Origin of the sequence: Coprococcus sp. TM115-187 (assembly GCF_027679115.1) — a bacterium.
GTDB lineage: Bacteria > Bacillota > Clostridia > Lachnospirales > Lachnospiraceae > Allocoprococcus > Allocoprococcus comes.
Map to the genome: position 1 here is coordinate 1 of NZ_JAQEKS010000038.1, position 17,065 is coordinate 17,065.

Below are 17,065 nucleotides of genomic sequence, written 5' to 3' on the forward strand. Positions count from 1 at the left end.
GTATATCAGATTCATTAAGAAATGTCTCTTGAAGTGTCTTAAATTACGATACCATTATAGATACAGGTGTATCCGGATCAATTTCAGCTGCAAGCTGCCGCTCTTTTCCACATCCTGCAACTCCTACCATCATCGTCATAGACAGTACAATTACAAGTAATGCATTTACTTTTCTTTTCTTCATATCTGTATCGTTCCTTTCTTATTAGCCTTTTACCGATCCTACCATAATTCCTTTGTCAAAATATTTCTGGAAGAACGGGTACATTACTAACAGTGGTAAACTTGATACTACAATGGTTGCATATTTAAGCTGTTCTGCTATTTTTGCCATTTCTGCCGTGCTCTGGATATCGGCGATCATTCCCGGCTGTGGTGTATTCTGTACCAGGATAGAACGGAGCACTAACTGCAACGGCTGCAGATTTGCATCATTCAAATAAATCATTGCATCGAAATAACTGTTCCACATTCCAACGAAAGACCAGAGTGCCAGAACTGCAATGATCGGCTTACATACCGGAATCATAATTTTAAAGAAATGTTGGATCTCATTCGCTCCGTCAAGCGCAGATGCTTCTCTTAATTCTGTCGGAATTGATTGATAATAAGTTCTTGCGAGAATCATATTCCATACATTAAATGCCCCCGGAATCAGGATTGCCCACACCGTATTCACCATGTGCAGCTGATTGATCAAAATGAATGTAGGAATCATTCCACCCCCAAAGAACATTGTGATCAGGAAAATAATATTGAAAAATTTTCTTCCTACAAATTCTTTTTTAGACAACGGATATGCTGCCAGCAATGTCACAAAAACGGAAATAACTGTAAATGCAAGTGAATACAGGAAAGAATTTAAGAATCCACGCCAGATCATTTTATTCTGTAACACTCTTCGATATGCGTCTAATGTCCAGTCCTTAATGTTAAAACTCAATCCCTGGTTATTCAAAACAGTCGGATCCATAAAGGACGCTAATACCACATAGATAATCGGTATTGCTATAGAAAGGACGAATAAACCAAGAATGGTAAACCCGATTCCAAGGATTACTTTGTCTGTCCTTGAATATTTTTTCTTCTTTTTTTTCTCCATCTTTTCTCCCTCTTTCCTATAATCCTTCTCCGTCATTCAGTTTCTTAACAACCCAGTTTACAAAAATCAGCAAGATAACATTTACAACAGAATTGAAAAGACCTACTGCTGTAGAATATCCATAATCTCCATTCAAAAGTCCGATACGGTATACATATGTAGACAGGATTTCTGATGCTGGCAAGTTCATATCTGTCTGTAACGCATAAGCTTTTTCAAAACCTATACTCATAATATTTCCGGCCTGTAAGATAAACTGAATTACAATAATATTTTTAATTGCCGGCAGCTCTACATACCAAATCTGCTGCAGAAGATTCGCTCCATCCATGATGGCTGCTTCTTCCAGCTCCTTGCTGGCATTTGCCAATGCTGCTGTGTACATAATAGATGACCATCCTGCCGCCTGCCAGATTCCACTTGCAATATAGATTGTCCGAAATGCAGAAGGCATTGTCATCCAGTTTGTACTGATTCCGAGTACTTTATTCAGCGGTCCTACAGGTGATAAAAGCATACGGACCATACCACAGAGTACAATGACTGAAATAAAGTTCGGCATATAGATCAAAAGCTGGACTTTCTTCTTAATTCCTGTCTTTCGGATACGATTCAGAAGCAATGCAAGAATAATCGGAACCGGAAAGCCCCACAGCAATCCGTAGATACTCAATTTTAATGTATTCATCAGATAGTTCATAAAATCCGGTGAAGATAAAAATCGTCTGAAATACTCAAGTCCGACCCAGGGACTCCCAAGAATTCCTTTGATTACATTGTAGTCTTCAAAAGCAATCAGAAGACCACCCATCGGGAGATACTTAAAAATAATTGTCAGCAAAAGTCCCGGCATCAGGAAGAAAAGATATAACTGCCAGTTTTTCTTCACATAAGTCATCTTTTCTCTCCAGGTTCGCTTACTTACGGACTTTGCTTGGTTTTGCATTCTTTTCATGCATTTCTTCCTCCATTCCTTTAACTCATCGTGCAAAACCGGTTAAGTAACCGGTTACTTTATGATTTGATAATACTATATCCATCTCACTCTGTCAACACTTTTATGCACTAAAATAACCGGTTACGTAATCGGTTATTTTTCCATTGCGTTTTTCCATGAGAATTGCTATACTAAAGAATATTATAGACTATTAGCCGTCATATTGAAGGAGATTCAACTTTTATGAGTAAAAAACAGGTAACTTTTGCAGATATTGCAGAATACACAAATTTTTCAAAGACTACAATATCAAGATACTTCAATCATCCTGATTCTCTTACCTTAGAAAATCAGGAAAAGATTTCACAGGCTCTTGACACACTTGGATATAAAAAGAATAAGCTGGCAAAGGTCCTGGCGAATGGAAAAAGTGAATTTATCGGAATCATTGTTCCAAACCTCTACCTGCACTATTATTCTGAGATGCTGACACAATTTCTTTCCAGCTACAGAGATTATCATTATAAATTTCTTGTTTTCGCCAGCGAACATGGAGCTGAAGAAGAACAACAGTACATTGAGGAACTTCTATCTTATCAGATTGAGGGACTGATTGTTTTAAGTCACACGCTTCCATCCGAGAAGCTCGCTTCCTATCAGATTCCTGTCATCGCAATTGAACGTGAAGCAGAACATATCAGCAGTGTCAATACCGATAACTATATGGGCGCACTTCAGGCTACTTCCCTGTTGATCCGGGATAAATGTGACATATTGATTCATATAAATGTCAATGTGGATAAATCCATCCCAGCTTATGACCGCATCCGGGCCTTTCAGGAAACTTGTGAAGAATATCATGTTCCATATGATATCGATCTGAGTGTAGAAGGTAATTCTTATCATGAGATTTTAAATGTGATCCGGGAGATTTTTAATAAGATAGAAGCAAAATACCCAGATCAAAAAAAAGGTATCTTTCTTGCGAATGATACCTATGCCAATATGTTTCTTAATTTAATTTTCCAAAAATACGGAACCTTTCCTTCAACTTATGAGATTGTTGGATTTGACAATTCCCCGATTGCCAGCGAGGCAATCCTTCCAATCACAACCGTTGGCCAGCAAATTGATGTAATTGCCAAAACCGCCATGGATCTTCTGGTCCGACAGATGGATGAGCAGAAAAAGCGTGCTCCCAAACCATTGGGCGAACCTATTCACAAACAAATTACACCTGTATTGATCCGCCGTAATACAACACAATAGTTTATTTTTCCAGATTAAAAAACACTTTCTGCTACCACCAGGTTTCCTATATTATTTTAACATCCAAGTTATATGCAAAAAACAAGAAGTTTTTAAGGTTAAACCATAAAAACTTCTTGTTTTTACAATTTTTTACACCCCTAAACATTCCATAATGATCTTCTCACATCTGTCATATCCAAGCTGCGAACTGTTCAGACATAAGGTATAATTGCTGGCTTTTCCCCATTTCTGATCTGTGTAAAAATTATAATTTGTCATACGCCTTTTATCTGTATCTGCCAGCATTTTGGCAGCTTCCTTTTCACCGACATGATATAACTGACCGATACGCTGTATTTTTTCCGGCATATTCCCATGAATAAACACATTTAGCACATCCTCCCTGTCCTTCAGGATATAATCTGCATTTCTTCCAATGATCACACAAGGCTCTTTCTCTGCTATATCTAAAATCACTTTTCTCTGTGCTTCGTATACCATATCTTCTACTGATTTTCCTGTAATGTCACGCCCTGCAAATGCATAGGCAAATAATCCTTTCTTCGGTGATAATTCTGCATTTTCCTTGATGTATTCCGGTGATAAACCAGACTGTTACCAGCTACCTTCGCAGCTTTTTTCCTGTTCCCCTGTCCAAGTGTCCTTGCCAGAAGTGCATTGGTTCCTACACCGGTTCCGATCCCTACTGCTACCATGAGCATCTGCACCGGAAATACCAGAGTCAAAGCATTTAATGCTGCTTCACTGCCTGCTTTCATATTTCCTACAAATGCACTGTCTACGATATTATAGACCGCCTGTAATGCCATGGATAAGATCATCGGGATCCCTATTTGGACCATCAGCTTATTCACCGGCATCTCCTTCATCTTGTTGCTTTCTACCATTTTGTTTTAACTCCTCTCTTTTTGGCACAAAAAAAATATCTTGTAAATTCTGTTTCAGATGGTGCAAAGGCAATTGACTTTTCTATCACAGAAGAAAAACAGCTGTTAGCAATATAAGAAAAAAATACGAATGATACTTAAAACCGTGCTACTAAACTTGTCGGGATTTTGCTATAATGTATGTCAGAAGGAAAAATCTGAAAAAAGAAGAAAAGGAGTATTTTTGAGATGGATTTACAGCAGATTTTTAACGACACGGATTTTGTCCATACAAGTGGGACAAAAGAAGAATTGCAGGTTGCAGGATATCTGAAAATGCAGTGTGAGAACATGGGGGTTCCGGCACAGATCGAAGGTTTTCGCGTGGCAATGGGCGATATTGAAGAGGTTCATTTGTATGCAGATGGGGAAGAGATAACATGCAAGGCTTTTTCCTGCTGCGGAAGCGGTGTGGCAGAAGGAGAGCTGTATTACATGCCGGGAACAGATCCAGTATCGATTGCAGGAGCCAAAGACAAGATTGTTCTGATGGACACACAGGGATTTGGATTCTTTACTTACCGGGATCTGATGAAGGCAGGTGCAAAGGCAATTCTCTGCCAGTATGGTAACTTATATTATCCACAGCAGGATATTGACCAGAGAGATCTTCGGGAAGCAGTTGTCGGAGAAGAAAAGAAAGTCCTTTGTGCAATGATTCATACAGGAGATGCGGTTAAGCTGGTAAAAAATCATGCGAAAAAGATGCGGTTAGAGATTAAGCAGAAGGAATATGACGGAGAATCCCATAATGTGATCGCAGAACTTCCGGGAAAAAAGGAAGAGTGGATCATGCTTAGTGCACATTATGATACAACCGCTCTTTCACATGGTGCTTATGACAATATGAGTGGATGTGCGGGACTTCTCGGAATTATGGAATACATGAAAGACAAAGAACGCAATTACGGTCTTCGCTTTGTGTTCTGCGGAAGCGAGGAACGTGGTTTATTAGGATCGAAAGCTTATGTGAAAGATCATGAGGCAGAGCTGGATAAAATCGTATTCAACATCAATCTTGATATGATCGGAACCTATATGGGTAAATTCATTGCATGCGTGTCAGCAGAAGAGAAGCTTTCTCATTACATCAGCTATATGTCAGCGGAAATTGGATTCCCGATAGCTTCTGAGACAGGCGTGTACCCCAGTGATTCCACTCCATTTGCAGATAAAGGTGTACCGGCAGTCTCATTTGCCCGTCTTGCAAGCGGAAATGTTGCACCGATCCATTGCCGGTACGATGTGAAGGCTGTGATGTCCATGGAGCAGCTGCAGAAAGATATTCATTTCCTGAGTTTATTTACAAATCGTTTCACAAACGCTGTGGTATGCCCGGTGAAGAGAGAAATTCCGGAAAATATCAAAAAAGAATTAGATGAATATCTTTTCCGTAAAAGAAAAGAGAATTAAATGAAAGGAAGAACTGTCGCAGTGTAAGAAAAATTTATTTGACTTTTGAAAAAACTGGAAATATAATTATAGCAGACGAGTAGCAGGTAAGCGTAAATCCAGTTTAGCAGCTACTCGTTTTTTGCTTTGTTAAAATAATATATTTGCTATGAAAAAAGTGTGTAGCTTGTCAGCGTAAGTCCAGCTTATAAGACAAGGTGCGCACTTTTTTGTGCCAAAAAAAGAACCGCCCTGATCGTTTCATCAACCATCTGAGGTTCTTCTTTTTACGCATAACAAAAGCGGGTGATGGGAATCGAACCCACGTATCCAGCTTGGAAGGCTGGTGTTCTACCATTGAACTACACCCGCGTCTTAAAGACAAATAATATAATATCACATCTCAGAAAAAATGCAAGTCTTTTTTTCATTTTTTGATCACTTTTTGTCCACTCTATTTTCTGACCGCTATTTTATCTATTTCGGTTCTTTTCCTTCCATTTCCACATATATTTTATCAATCACCTGTTCTTCTATCCGATCGGAGTTCCTTTTATGTTTTCCAGATTAAAATCAAAAAACGTTATACGGATCTGTTTTCTTTTCTTTGCGGCTTTCTTTGTGGGAACCGGCGCTGCATTTCTGCATGATCATTTCTTTTCTGCCGCTGTTCCCACCTCTTCTGAAGGCAACTGGGGGCTCAGCTTCCAGACTGATGGGGATCCCCCTGTCGGCAATGCCACATTTGACGAGTTAAAAAAATTCGATGCCTTTTACGCACAGGACACCAGCGAAAAGGTAATCTACCTTACTTTTGATGCCGGTTATGAAAACGGAAATACACCGGCTATTCTGGAAGCTCTTACGAAACATCAGGCTCCGGCAACGTTCTTCGTCGTCGGCACACTTCTGGAAAGCAATCCAGAACTTATCAAACAGATCCTCGCTGCCGGTAACACCATCGGCAACCACACCTGGCATCACAAAGACATGTCACAGATTTCTACAATGGAATCCTTTTCTGAAGAAATCCAGACAGTTGAAAAACTGTATCAGCAGATCACCGGACAGGAAATTTCCAGATTTTATCGTCCACCACAGGGCAAATACAGCGAAGCCAACCTGAAAATGGCGCAGGAGCTTGACTATCACACATTCTTCTGGAGTCTCGCCTATGTCGACTGGTATCAGGATAACCAGCCATCCCACGAAGAGGCTTTTGAAAAACTGCTTGGAAGGATCCATCCCGGTGCCATCGTTTTACTCCACAGTACGTCCTCTACAAACGCTGAAATCTTAGATGAACTTCTCACCAAATGGGAAGAAATGGGCTATCATTTTGGTTCTCTTGATGATCTTATAAAAGCTGCTGCATCTTAGAAAATTTTCTCTGTAACTTTACCGGAGGATTCTCTAATCGATCAGTCCATATTTCTTCATCGCATAAGCAATTCCATCTTCTTCAACGGTCTTTGTCACAAATTCTGTATAAGGTTCCAGCACCTGGTCATGCGCGCCCATCGCAATCGCATGCCCGGCATGCCGGAACATTGCCAGATCATTGCTGCTGTCTCCAAATACATATGACTGATCTCTCGTCATTCCAAAATGCTCCAGTACCCAGTCAATCGCAGTTCCTTTTGTATAGCCCTTGAGGATACATTCAAATGTATTACTTCCACGGTCGATTACTTCCATATCATCTTTGATAAATTCAAAAAATGCTTTTTCATCACTTTTTTCATCCGTATAAATAAAGATTTTATCATATGGACATCTTCTCTGCTCCATATAACGCTCGATTCCAAGTCCACGGTTATTCATGTATTTTTTTGTATTTTCCAATCTGTCAAATCTTGAAACTCTTGAAGTGAAATACACATCTTCTGCTCCCTCAAAAATCCCATCAATCTGACATTTTGTCATATAATCAGCGATCTCATCGCCCCTCTCCGGATCCAGATGCTTTTCAAAAATAACTTCTTCATCAAATGTAAAATAAATCCCACATCCACACAGATATCCATCAAATGGAAGTTTTTTCAGTTCCACCGGGACACTGCAGTACGTTCTTCCTGTATTGATAAACAAAAAATGTCCTGCGTCGTGTGCCCTTTTAAGTGCATCTACCGTACTTGCGGGAATCTCTTTTGTAATTTCACTGAGTACGGTTCCATCAATATCAAAAAATAATGCTGCTCTATTCATTCTACCTCTTCCTCCCGATTATACTCCAATTACACGATACTCATTATACTCATATCTCACCATTATGCGCAACCCTTTTTCATTTTCTGCAAAATATCTGTGATAAATACCATTTTGACTTCTCCATATAAAAGTAATATAATAGATGTTATACAATTTGAAAAAGGGGTAATAATAATGAATAAAAGAATCGATAAGAAAAAACAGAAAAGAACACTTGAATCAGCAGTAACTGCTACAGCTACATCATCAGCACCGGCTACAGCAACTCCTGTTGTAGAGATAAAAGAAGTTGTAAAAGAAGTCAAAGTACCAGTAGAAGTTCCTGCCAAAAATCCTGCATTCTATGTTCAGTACCAGAGTGCAGAATATACTGTAGCCGCTATCACAGAACGTGTGATTGCTGACTGCAATGCAAAGGGACACGCTGTAGAAACTCCGGAAGCTCTCTCCATTTATCTGAAACCAGAAGACAAAAAAGCATATTACACCCTTGGAGGGTTCAATGGATATATTGAATTATAAAGGAGTATTTTATGGCGCTTAACTTTCAACAGCTTGGAATGCTTGCAAAACTGAAATCCGCATTTTCCACTTTTCAACAGGAGCATCCTAAATTTATGCCTTTTATTCATGCAGTAAAAGGAGATGCATGCCGCAAAGACAGCATCATCGAAATCTCCGTCAAATCTCCGGAAGGACGGAATTATACCACTAATTTCCGTGTTACCGAAAAGGATTTGGAACTTATCCAGATGCTGAAAGATATGCAGGAAAACCAATAAAGTAAAAAAAGCAGGTAAGAAAGGATAAAATTTCTTACCTGCTCTTTTTCTATCTTACTTTAGCATTTCTTTGCTAATACAAAGGAATGACCTTCCATTTTTATTGCCTGAAGGCTGACTTTTTTACCGGTATATAAATCCATATACTCTCCCTCTTCTTCGATCCAGGCTGTCCGGTCCTCTTCTGCGAAATTAAAAAGTGCTGTCATCTGCTCGCCCTCCAGTTCCCGCACAACTCCAAGGATTCCATTTTCCCAGGTATCAAGCGTCCAGACATTTGCCGATGCGTCAAATACTTTTTCCTTACTTCGGATGGATCTAAGTTTTCCAATTCCATCAAACAGTTCTTTTTGTACCGTTCCTTTTCTCTTTCGTCCGTCTGCCAGCTTCCAGTCAAATTTTCCTCTGTGGATATACCTGGAATCAACCCGTTTTTCCGGATCATTTTTATAAGTATAATCATTTACCTGACCAATCTCATCTCCACTGTAAAGCATTGGAATTCCGGATTGCACCATCATATATGCATGCAGCATCAGATCAAATCTGACTGCTCTTTTTTTCTTTTCTTCATTTTGTTCAAATCCGGCACTTTCAATTCCACACATGGAAGCTGTCGTTGCACAGAATCTGGCATCTCCTGTTATCGGATCTTCATTATAAAGTTCCCCGCGGCTCACACTTTCTGCGATTTTTCCTGTGAAAAAGTCATTCAGATATCTTTTGTGTGGGACTTCCTGCATTCCCCAACCGGCAAGTGTCTGGAAATCCAATCCCCATCCAATATCATCATGACATCTGAGGTAATTTAAGAAAGTATACTCTTTCGGAAGGTTGTTCATAATATCAAGCTGCATCCGTAAAAGTCTGGTATCTCTCGTCGCAACCGTATTCCATGTAGTAGCCATCATAGTTACATTATAAAGCATATGACATTCCGGCTTTTCTATGGTACCAAAATAAGGGACTACTTTTTCCGGTTCCATCACGACTTCCCCTAATAATACAACCGACGGGCACACAATCTCCCCGATCATACGCATCATCCTGACTATCGTGTGTACCTGTGGAAGATTTCTGCAGCTTGTCCCCATTTCCTTCCAGATATAAGGAACTGCATCGATCCGCAGAATGTCAATTCCCTGATTGACCAGGAAAAGGAAATTATACATCATTTCGTTAAACACCCTCGGATTCTTATAATTCAGATCCCACTGGTAAGGATAAAAGGTAGTCAACACGTAGTGTCCGATTTCAGGAAGCCAGGTGAAATTCCCCGGTGCAGTTTCCGGAAATACCTGTGGCACTGTTTTCTCATATTCTCTGACATAGTTTTCATTGTCACAGAAAAAATACCGGCTCATATATTCGCCTTCACCCATTCTTGCCTTCTGTGCCCATTCATGATCTTCGGAAGTATGATTCATTACAAAATCCATACACAGATTCATGTCTTTTTCATGGCAGGCTTCAGCCAGATCTGCAAGGTCTTCTATGGTTCCAAGTTCCGGCTTTACTTTTCTGAAATCCGCAACCGCATAGCCTCCATCGGATCTTCCCTTTGGCGAATCAAGAAACGGCATCAGATGAACACAGTTTACACCACATTCTTCCAGATACTTAAGCTTTCCTTTGACTCCTCTTAAATTTCCGGCGAAATTATCAATATACAGCATCATTCCCAGCATGTTTTTTTTACGATACCACGCCTGATCCTTTTCCTTCTCCAGATCTCTCTTTCGAAGTTTCGCATTTCTTGCTTGATAGTAATTCTTCATCTGTTCACAGAGCTCTGCAAACATTGCTTCATTATCATATAATTCCATATAGAGCCAGCGAAGCTCATCCATATGCTTCGCCAGTCTCTTTTCAAAAATATCATTTGTTTTTCTCATTTTTACTCGACCATTTCCAGATAAATCTGATATGCTTTGTACTCACCAAATTCAAGAGGCATCGGAATTCCAACTTCCATCAGAGCCTCTGCCGGATAAATTTTTCCGGTTCTTGAATCTTTATAGAATTGTCCGGCACACAGACCTTTCAGTTTCACATAATTTACTGTCATATTTCCATGGATTTCAAGCATAACTACATTTACGAGTACTTCTTTCCCATCTTCTGATGCAAATTCCCATGCGCCGATTTCTTCTGCGAATGGATTACTCAGTCGATAGTAAAGTCCATTTTGTACAAGCTGTGCATATTTTTTGTATTCTACTATCTGTTCCCTGATCTCTCTGCGCTCTTCATCTGTCATTTTCGCCGGATCCAGTTCATAGCCGAAGGTTCCTGCCATGGCACAGACACCTCTTGTATGGAGTGATGTCTTTCTTCCTGTCTGATGATTCGGAACTGCAGATACGTGAGATCCAACTGCAGATACCGGATACCCAAAGGATGTTCCGTATTGGATCCTTACACGATCCACTGCATCGGTATTGTCACTGCACCAGATCTGTGGTGTATAATACAGCATTCCCGCGTCAAAACGACCTCCACCACCACTGCAGCCTTCGATCAGAAGGTCTGGATAGCGGCTTATAATACGCTCCAGGAAATCATAAAGTCCAAGCATATAGTCATACTGCACACTGCCCTGTTCTTCTGCTGTCATAGAATATACTTCTGCCATACTTCGGTTCATATCCCATTTTACATATTCGATATTTCCCTGATCGAGCACCTGACACATCTGCTCATAAACAGCATCCACAACTTCTTTTCTCGAAAAATCAAGGAGTAGCTGGTTTCTTCCTTTTACCGGTTTTCTTCCCGGGATCTGAATTGCCCAGTCCGGATGTTCACGGTAAAGATCACTGTCTTCATTTACCATCTCCGGCTCAAACCAGAGCCCGAATTTAACACCTAATGCATTGATCCTGCTGATCAGGTCACCGAGACTTCCCTGCAGCTTTTCTTCATTTACCTTCCAGTCGCCAAGTCCACTGTTGTCATCATTTCTACTTCCAAACCATCCATCGTCCAGTACAACCATATCGATTCCCAGATCCTTTGCCTGCTCGGCAAGATGATAGATATCTTCTCCTGTAAAATCAAAATAGCATGCTTCCCAGCTGTTGATCAGTACCGGTCTAACTTTTTCTTTATATTTTCCGCGACACAGATTTTTACGGATACATCTCTGCAGATTCTGGGAAAGCTTTCCAAGTCCCTGACTGCTGCAAGTTAACATAACTTCCGGGATTACAAATTCCTCTCCTTTTTCCAGCGGATAAGAAAACTGTTCTTCCTGCAGTCCCATCTGCATTCTTGTCTGCCCAAACTGATCTTTTTCTACTTCTGCTTTAAATCCTCCGCTGTATACAAAAGACATTCCATAACAGGTACCGGCATCTTCTGTCGTTTCTTTTTCTGCCAGTATCATCATCGGATTGTACTGATGGCTGGATGTTCCTCTACGGCTTCCAATTACAAAAGCTCCATGTCCTGCCGGTGTTCTCTGCATATTTCTTTCCATCGCATGGCGGCCGTAAAAAGAAATGATATCAAACTCACCATGAACAAAATCAATACATGCTGCCTGTGCTTTTGTCAGTCTGATTTTATCTTCTTCTGTATTGATCACTTTTGCACTTCTTGTGATCACATCATACTCCGGAAGAACTCCATAAAGTAATTCTACCTGTAATCCTGTCACCTGATCTTTCATATAAATGATCAGAGTCTGGGCTTCCTCTTCTGCAGCATAAACTGCCGGAAGCCCCTTCAAATTGTATTTTCCATCACAAATCTCATATCCCTGATATCTAAGATCGCATCCAAAAGAACCATCTGCATTTACAAGGTCAAGCACCGGACTCCTGAAATCTCCTGTCAGTCGGCATGGAAATTCCTGCGGCAGCACATCAAGGGAATATGTTCTGTCATTTCCTGCATCCTGCGGATTTCCAGAGAAGCCACGGTCTGCATAGGTCAGAAGATAGTCCATAACTCCATCTGTCTTTCTTCCATAATATAAATGCAGTAAAAATCCATATGCATCAATCTGCATCTGATACGTTGTATTATGGGTATGTAATGTAAATGTTCTTGCTTTCTCGTTGTATATGATTCCCATGTTCTTCTCCTTAAGCTTCTGTCAAATTTATTTTACTGCTCCATTTACAACACCGTTCAGAATCTGTTTCTGGCAGATCAGATAGAAAATCAAAATCGGAAGCAGTGCCAGTAAATAGGACGCAAATGCAAGATTATAATTGGTTCCAAACTGTGTCTGGAATGTCATCTGTGCAAGTGGCAGTGTGTTCACATCGCTACCTGCCAGAATTACAAGTGGTGTCATAACATCATTCCATGTACCAAGTGCTGTGAGTACCGCTACTGTTGCATGCATCGGTTTCATGATCGGAAAAATAACACTCCAATAAGTTTTCCAGGTTGTTGCCCCGTCTACATGTGCAGCCTCTTCCAGTGCCATCGGAATATTTTTCAGATAACCGGAATATAAGAGCACATTCATCGGCATATAAAATACAAGATAACACAAAATAACACCGAAAATATTGTCAATTCCCATCTGTGCTGTCTGCTTCACAAGTGGCATCATCAAAATTGCAAATGGAACAAACATACCGCTTACAATATAAAGATAGGCTACTTTGTAAAATTTACTGGTACTTTTACTTCTTCCGATCACATAACCGATCATAGAATGAATCAGAATGGAAAGAACTACCGTTACAATCGTTATCAGCACACTGTTGCCCAGTGAATGCCAAAAATCTGTTACACGCATTGCTTCTGCAAAGTTAGAAAAGCTCCAGCTTTTTGGCAGTGATAAGATTCCGGAAATACTGTTTGTCATTTCCGACGGTTTCTTAAATGCAATCACAACTGTAAGATAAAGAGGAAAAATAACGGTTACAAGACCCAGAATCAATAAAATTGTGATTGGCCAGTTTACTCTTTCTTTCACCTTTACTTTCATTATAACTGTTCCTCCTTATTTCCCAAAAAGTTCATCTGTAATACAGAGATCACAACGATCACTACAAAGAACACAACTGCATTGGCACTCTGGAACCCAAACTGTCCTCCGGCCATACCATTGTTATAAATCAAAAATGAAATTGATTCTGTACTCTGCGCCGGGCCTCCTTTGGTAAGAGCCATGATCTGATCAAATACCATCAGAAAATTCTTCATGCAAAGTACCATATTGATGGTAAAGAATGGAAGGATCAGTGGAAATGTCAGATTCTTGAATTTTTTCCATCCGGTCGCTCCATCAAGAGAACCTGCTTCGTATACATCCTCCGGTACCGTCTGAAGTCCGGAAATATAAATAATCGTATTCATTGCAACAGACTGCCATGCACATACAATTACGATCGCAACCCATGCCCATTTTGAGCTCGCCAGGATACTGTCACCTTTTCCGCCCATCATTTTTACAACTGCCGGAAGAATATAAGTGAAAAAGTAATTGAAAATATAGCCCACTACAAGTGCTCCTAAAATATTTGGAACGAAATACATTCCTCTGAGTGCACTTTTAAATTTAATTTTACTGTTTAATCCAAGAGCTAAAACAAGACTTAACACATTTACAACTATTGTTGCAACAATTGCAAGCTTGAATGTAAACAGGTAGGATTTCCCGACTCTTGCATCAGTAAATAAATCTGCATAATTCCGAAGACCTACCCAGTCAAACTCGCCATATCCTCGAAAATTTGTAAAACTATAAATAACACCTTTAATAAGTGGCAGCGTATTAAAGCAGAAAAACAACGCAAGTATCGGTATCGTAATCAGTAAAAATGTCCGCTCTCTGCCATTCATCCTTTTCAATTTATTCATGATCTGTATCCCTCCTACTTGCCTGCTTCATAATCTTCCATCATACGAATGATATCCCTGTTATATCTGATCCAGTCTTTGTCAAATTTTTTCAGGAATGCGTCAACATCCTGGTTTATGAGAAATGTCTGGATTTGTGCATCGACTGCCATTTCTGACGGATAATAGTGATCCTGGTAATCCGCCATACGGTTATCCTGAATATATGGTTTCATATCTTCCAGTTCCGGAGCTAATGCAAAATCCTCGTCTTTACAAGGCACCGCATTCTGTGCATCTAAGTATAACTGGATACTATCATGATCCATCAGGAAATCAAGTACTTCATATGCCGCTTCTTTATTTTCACATGCATCCATCACGCAGAACTGAAGGTCTACTCCTGAATTTAATACATTGTCCTCTTCAGAATCATTAGCCGGCATAACAAAGGATCCGATATTCATATCCGGATTTACAGATTTGATCTGCGGAATTGCATAGCTTCCGATTGTATACATCGCTGATTCACCATTTGCAAATGCAGTACATGCATCGTTGTATCCGTATCCAAACGGTCCATCTTCACCATAATTTAACAATTCAAGCATTTTTTCTGCCACTTGCGGATATTCTTTGGAGAAGGTTGTTTCTCCCTTATTCACCTGCTGACAAACATCGGATGGTGCAAGTCCGACTGCAAGTGCATTCCAAGGTGCAAGGCAGGTCCAGGTATCTTTATATCCAAAATAAAGTGGCTGGATTCCTTCATTCTGAATCTCCTCGCAAAGAGAAACAAATTCATCCCAGGTCTGCGGAATCTCCCATCCATGTTCCGCAAACATATCTTTGTTATAGAGCACTCCTGCCGCATTTGCCACATACGGAAGCCCATATGTTCCTTCTGTCGGAACAAACTCCAATCCTTCAATAATATCCAGATAAGCAGGTTTTACCTCACTAAGTCCTTCATAATCTGAAAGGTCAGCCAGTATTCCTGAATCAACAAAATACGAATAATTGATATCTCCTCCGATTCCGATAATATCCGGATAATCTTCTCTGATAAAACGTGTTTTCAAAATTGTTGTCGCATCATTTGGGGAAGATATTTTTAAATGGATATCATCATGTGTCTCATTAAATTCTTTTTCGAGCTGTTCAAATATATCTACCGCCTCTGGTTTATACTGAACAAGTTCAATTTCCACTTTTCCGCTTTTTGGATTTTGCTGACATCCCTGTAATACTGCTGATGCCATCAGAATACAGGACATTCCCAAAACAATTACTGCTCTTTTCCTTCTCATTTTTTCTCCTTCCTCACAGGTATATTCGTTTTTAGTTACCGCTCGATATATCAAGTGCTTTCTTTATAGTTGTATTATAACATACCATTATGCGACTATAAATATCATTGTATTTGAATTTTTATTCCAAAATGCTATTATTTTCTTCTTTTTTGCTAAATGCATAGCATTTTGGTATATTTTAGTTGCAATCTATTTATTAAATCAGTAGAATAAATATATATATCAACTGACTTAACATCTGCTAAACATCATTTTTTCACGGCAGAGCACCTATGAGAAAGGAATTATTATGAAAGAACTTATGTTTTCAGTATTTCCAAGCGAGAATTTTGTCGATCTTGGATTGTATCAGTTTGGTTACGAACAATGTGAACCGGCGCATAGTTTTGGTCCTGCCGTCCGTAATCATTTTCTTTTTCACTACATTATCTCCGGCACCGGAATTTTAATGGCAAATGATTCTCACGGTGTAACACAGACCTATCACGTAAAAAGTGGCCAGGGCTTTATGATTTTCCCCGGTCAGATCAATACTTATATCTCTGATGAAAAACTCCCATGGGAATATACATGGATTGAATTTGACGGACTACGTGCAAAGGAAACCATTGAACTTTCCGGACTTAGTTTGGATAATCCGATTTATAAAGCTACTTCTAAGGATCTGCGTGAAATACTGAAAGAAGAACTTCTCTATATTGCAAGTCACGGAGACGCTACACCATTTCACCTGATCGGGCATCTCTATCTTGCAATTGATGCTCTTATTCGTTCTACTTCCATCATGCAGACATCGAAAATCAGCCGTCTTCAGGATTTTTATATCCATGAAGCCCTATCTTATATAGAGCAGAATTTCCAAAACGATATTTCTGTCGAAAACATCGCTGCTGTATGCGGATTAAACCGCAGTTATTTCGGAAAAATTTTCAAAGACGGAATTGGAAAATCTCCTCAGGAATTTTTGTTGAATTATAGAATGATTAAAGCTGCTGAATTATTAAAACTGACAAAGCTTTCCATTAAAGATGTAGGTAATGCAGTCGGTTATCCCAACCAATTACATTTTTCCAGAGCATTTAAAAATATTTATGGAATATCGCCAAGAGACTGGCGTAATCAGAACAGACTTAAACAATAATAGAAAAAGAATGCTGCAGTTCAGACTGCGCATTCTATTTTTATTATTTAATATGTAATAATAAAGAATGTGCCTAGGCTCGTAGTGCCTTTTATTTAACAAGAAGTTCCTACGGATTTTGCTATGCAATAAAAAAACTGCAAACCCTTACGGTCTACAGCTCCCTTACTTTTTCATGTACCTT

15 protein-coding genes, 1 tRNA gene and 2 pseudogenes are annotated in these 17,065 nt (G+C 39.6%); 6 read left to right on the forward strand and 12 right to left on the reverse strand.

What is annotated here, in order from left to right:
* Positions 1-43: 43 nt before the first annotated feature.
* The 3 genes from PGW42_RS15200 to PGW42_RS15210 are packed head-to-tail and all read right to left on the reverse strand — an operon-like array spanning position 44 to position 2,057.
* On the reverse strand, positions 44-184 hold the full coding sequence (locus PGW42_RS15200; protein ID WP_270204043.1) for a hypothetical protein: 141 nt from the start codon (positions 182-184) through the stop codon (positions 44-46).
* A gap of 21 nt (positions 185-205) precedes the next feature.
* Positions 206-1,102: a carbohydrate ABC transporter permease gene (locus tag PGW42_RS15205; protein ID WP_173826182.1), complete on the reverse strand. Its 897-nt coding sequence runs from the start codon at positions 1,100-1,102 to the stop codon at positions 206-208.
* 16 nt (positions 1,103-1,118) lie between these two features.
* Positions 1,119-2,057, reverse strand: a complete 939-nt coding sequence (locus tag PGW42_RS15210; RefSeq protein ID WP_117822661.1) for an ABC transporter permease — start codon at positions 2,055-2,057, stop codon at positions 1,119-1,121.
* Positions 2,058-2,282: 225 nt separating this feature from the next.
* On the opposite strand from PGW42_RS15210, the gene PGW42_RS15215 reads away from it, so the two are divergent.
* The gene (locus PGW42_RS15215) at positions 2,283-3,308 is read left to right on the forward strand and encodes a LacI family DNA-binding transcriptional regulator (protein WP_117822659.1); all 1,026 of its coding nucleotides are present in this window, start codon (positions 2,283-2,285) and stop codon (positions 3,306-3,308) included.
* A 132-nt stretch (positions 3,309-3,440) separates the two neighbouring features.
* Here the strand turns inward: PGW42_RS15215 and PGW42_RS15220 are convergent.
* Positions 3,441-3,905 (reverse strand): annotated as a pseudogene (locus tag PGW42_RS15220) (AAA family ATPase); the annotation flags it as partial.
* Positions 3,899-4,198, reverse strand: a pseudogene (locus PGW42_RS15225) (MATE family efflux transporter); the annotation flags it as partial. The pseudogenes PGW42_RS15225 and PGW42_RS15220, both read right to left, overlap by 7 nt.
* 228 nt (positions 4,199-4,426) lie before the next feature.
* Here PGW42_RS15225 and PGW42_RS15230 point away from each other — a divergent pair.
* A complete protein-coding gene (locus PGW42_RS15230) occupies positions 4,427-5,650 on the forward strand; it encodes a M28 family metallopeptidase (protein WP_173826181.1) in 1,224 nt (407 codons plus the stop codon).
* A gap of 280 nt (positions 5,651-5,930) precedes the next feature.
* Here the strand turns inward: PGW42_RS15230 and PGW42_RS15235 are convergent.
* Positions 5,931-6,001 (reverse strand) — tRNA-Gly (locus PGW42_RS15235).
* Positions 6,002-6,184: 183 nt separating this feature from the next.
* On the opposite strand from PGW42_RS15235, the gene PGW42_RS15240 reads away from it, so the two are divergent.
* On the forward strand, positions 6,185-7,009 hold the full coding sequence (locus PGW42_RS15240; RefSeq protein ID WP_270204044.1) for a polysaccharide deacetylase family protein: 825 nt from the start codon (positions 6,185-6,187) through the stop codon (positions 7,007-7,009).
* 33 nt (positions 7,010-7,042) lie between these two features.
* Here the strand turns inward: PGW42_RS15240 and PGW42_RS15245 are convergent, their stop codons facing one another.
* Positions 7,043-7,837, reverse strand: coding sequence for a Cof-type HAD-IIB family hydrolase (locus tag PGW42_RS15245; RefSeq protein ID WP_195250091.1), 795 nt, complete (start codon positions 7,835-7,837; stop codon positions 7,043-7,045).
* A gap of 177 nt (positions 7,838-8,014) precedes the next feature.
* On the opposite strand from PGW42_RS15245, the gene PGW42_RS15250 reads away from it, so the two are divergent.
* Both PGW42_RS15250 and PGW42_RS15255 read left to right on the forward strand, forming a co-directional pair.
* A complete protein-coding gene (locus tag PGW42_RS15250; RefSeq protein WP_117555423.1) occupies positions 8,015-8,362 on the forward strand; it encodes a DUF6465 family protein in 348 nt (115 codons plus the stop codon).
* Between the two features lie 11 nt (positions 8,363-8,373).
* Positions 8,374-8,622 carry a hypothetical protein gene (locus PGW42_RS15255; protein WP_022219869.1) on the forward strand — a complete coding sequence of 83 codons (249 nt, stop codon included), beginning with the start codon at positions 8,374-8,376 and terminating at the stop codon, positions 8,620-8,622.
* 59 nt (positions 8,623-8,681) lie between these two features.
* Here the strand turns inward: PGW42_RS15255 and PGW42_RS15260 are convergent, their stop codons facing one another.
* The 5 genes from PGW42_RS15260 to PGW42_RS15280 are packed head-to-tail and all read right to left on the reverse strand — an operon-like array spanning position 8,682 to position 15,737.
* Positions 8,682-10,517: an alpha-amylase family protein gene (locus PGW42_RS15260; protein WP_195250092.1), complete on the reverse strand. Its 1,836-nt coding sequence runs from the start codon at positions 10,515-10,517 to the stop codon at positions 8,682-8,684.
* 2 nt (positions 10,518-10,519) lie between these two features.
* Entirely contained in the window at positions 10,520-12,703 is a 2,184-nt protein-coding gene (locus PGW42_RS15265; protein ID WP_173826178.1) for an alpha-galactosidase, read from the reverse strand.
* 27 nt (positions 12,704-12,730) lie between these two features.
* Positions 12,731-13,573: a carbohydrate ABC transporter permease gene (locus tag PGW42_RS15270; RefSeq protein WP_117555417.1), complete on the reverse strand. Its 843-nt coding sequence runs from the start codon at positions 13,571-13,573 to the stop codon at positions 12,731-12,733.
* A complete protein-coding gene (locus tag PGW42_RS15275) occupies positions 13,573-14,448 on the reverse strand; it encodes a carbohydrate ABC transporter permease (protein ID WP_117555415.1) in 876 nt (291 codons plus the stop codon). The genes PGW42_RS15270 and PGW42_RS15275 overlap by 1 nt, the downstream gene beginning before the upstream one ends.
* A gap of 14 nt (positions 14,449-14,462) precedes the next feature.
* Positions 14,463-15,737, reverse strand: coding sequence for an ABC transporter substrate-binding protein (locus tag PGW42_RS15280; RefSeq protein ID WP_270204045.1), 1,275 nt, complete (start codon positions 15,735-15,737; stop codon positions 14,463-14,465).
* A 292-nt stretch (positions 15,738-16,029) separates the two neighbouring features.
* Here PGW42_RS15280 and PGW42_RS15285 point away from each other — a divergent pair, with 292 nt between their 5' ends.
* The gene (locus tag PGW42_RS15285) at positions 16,030-16,881 is read left to right on the forward strand and encodes an AraC family transcriptional regulator (RefSeq protein WP_008370897.1); all 852 of its coding nucleotides are present in this window, start codon (positions 16,030-16,032) and stop codon (positions 16,879-16,881) included.
* The last annotated feature ends 184 nt before the right edge of the window (positions 16,882-17,065 follow it).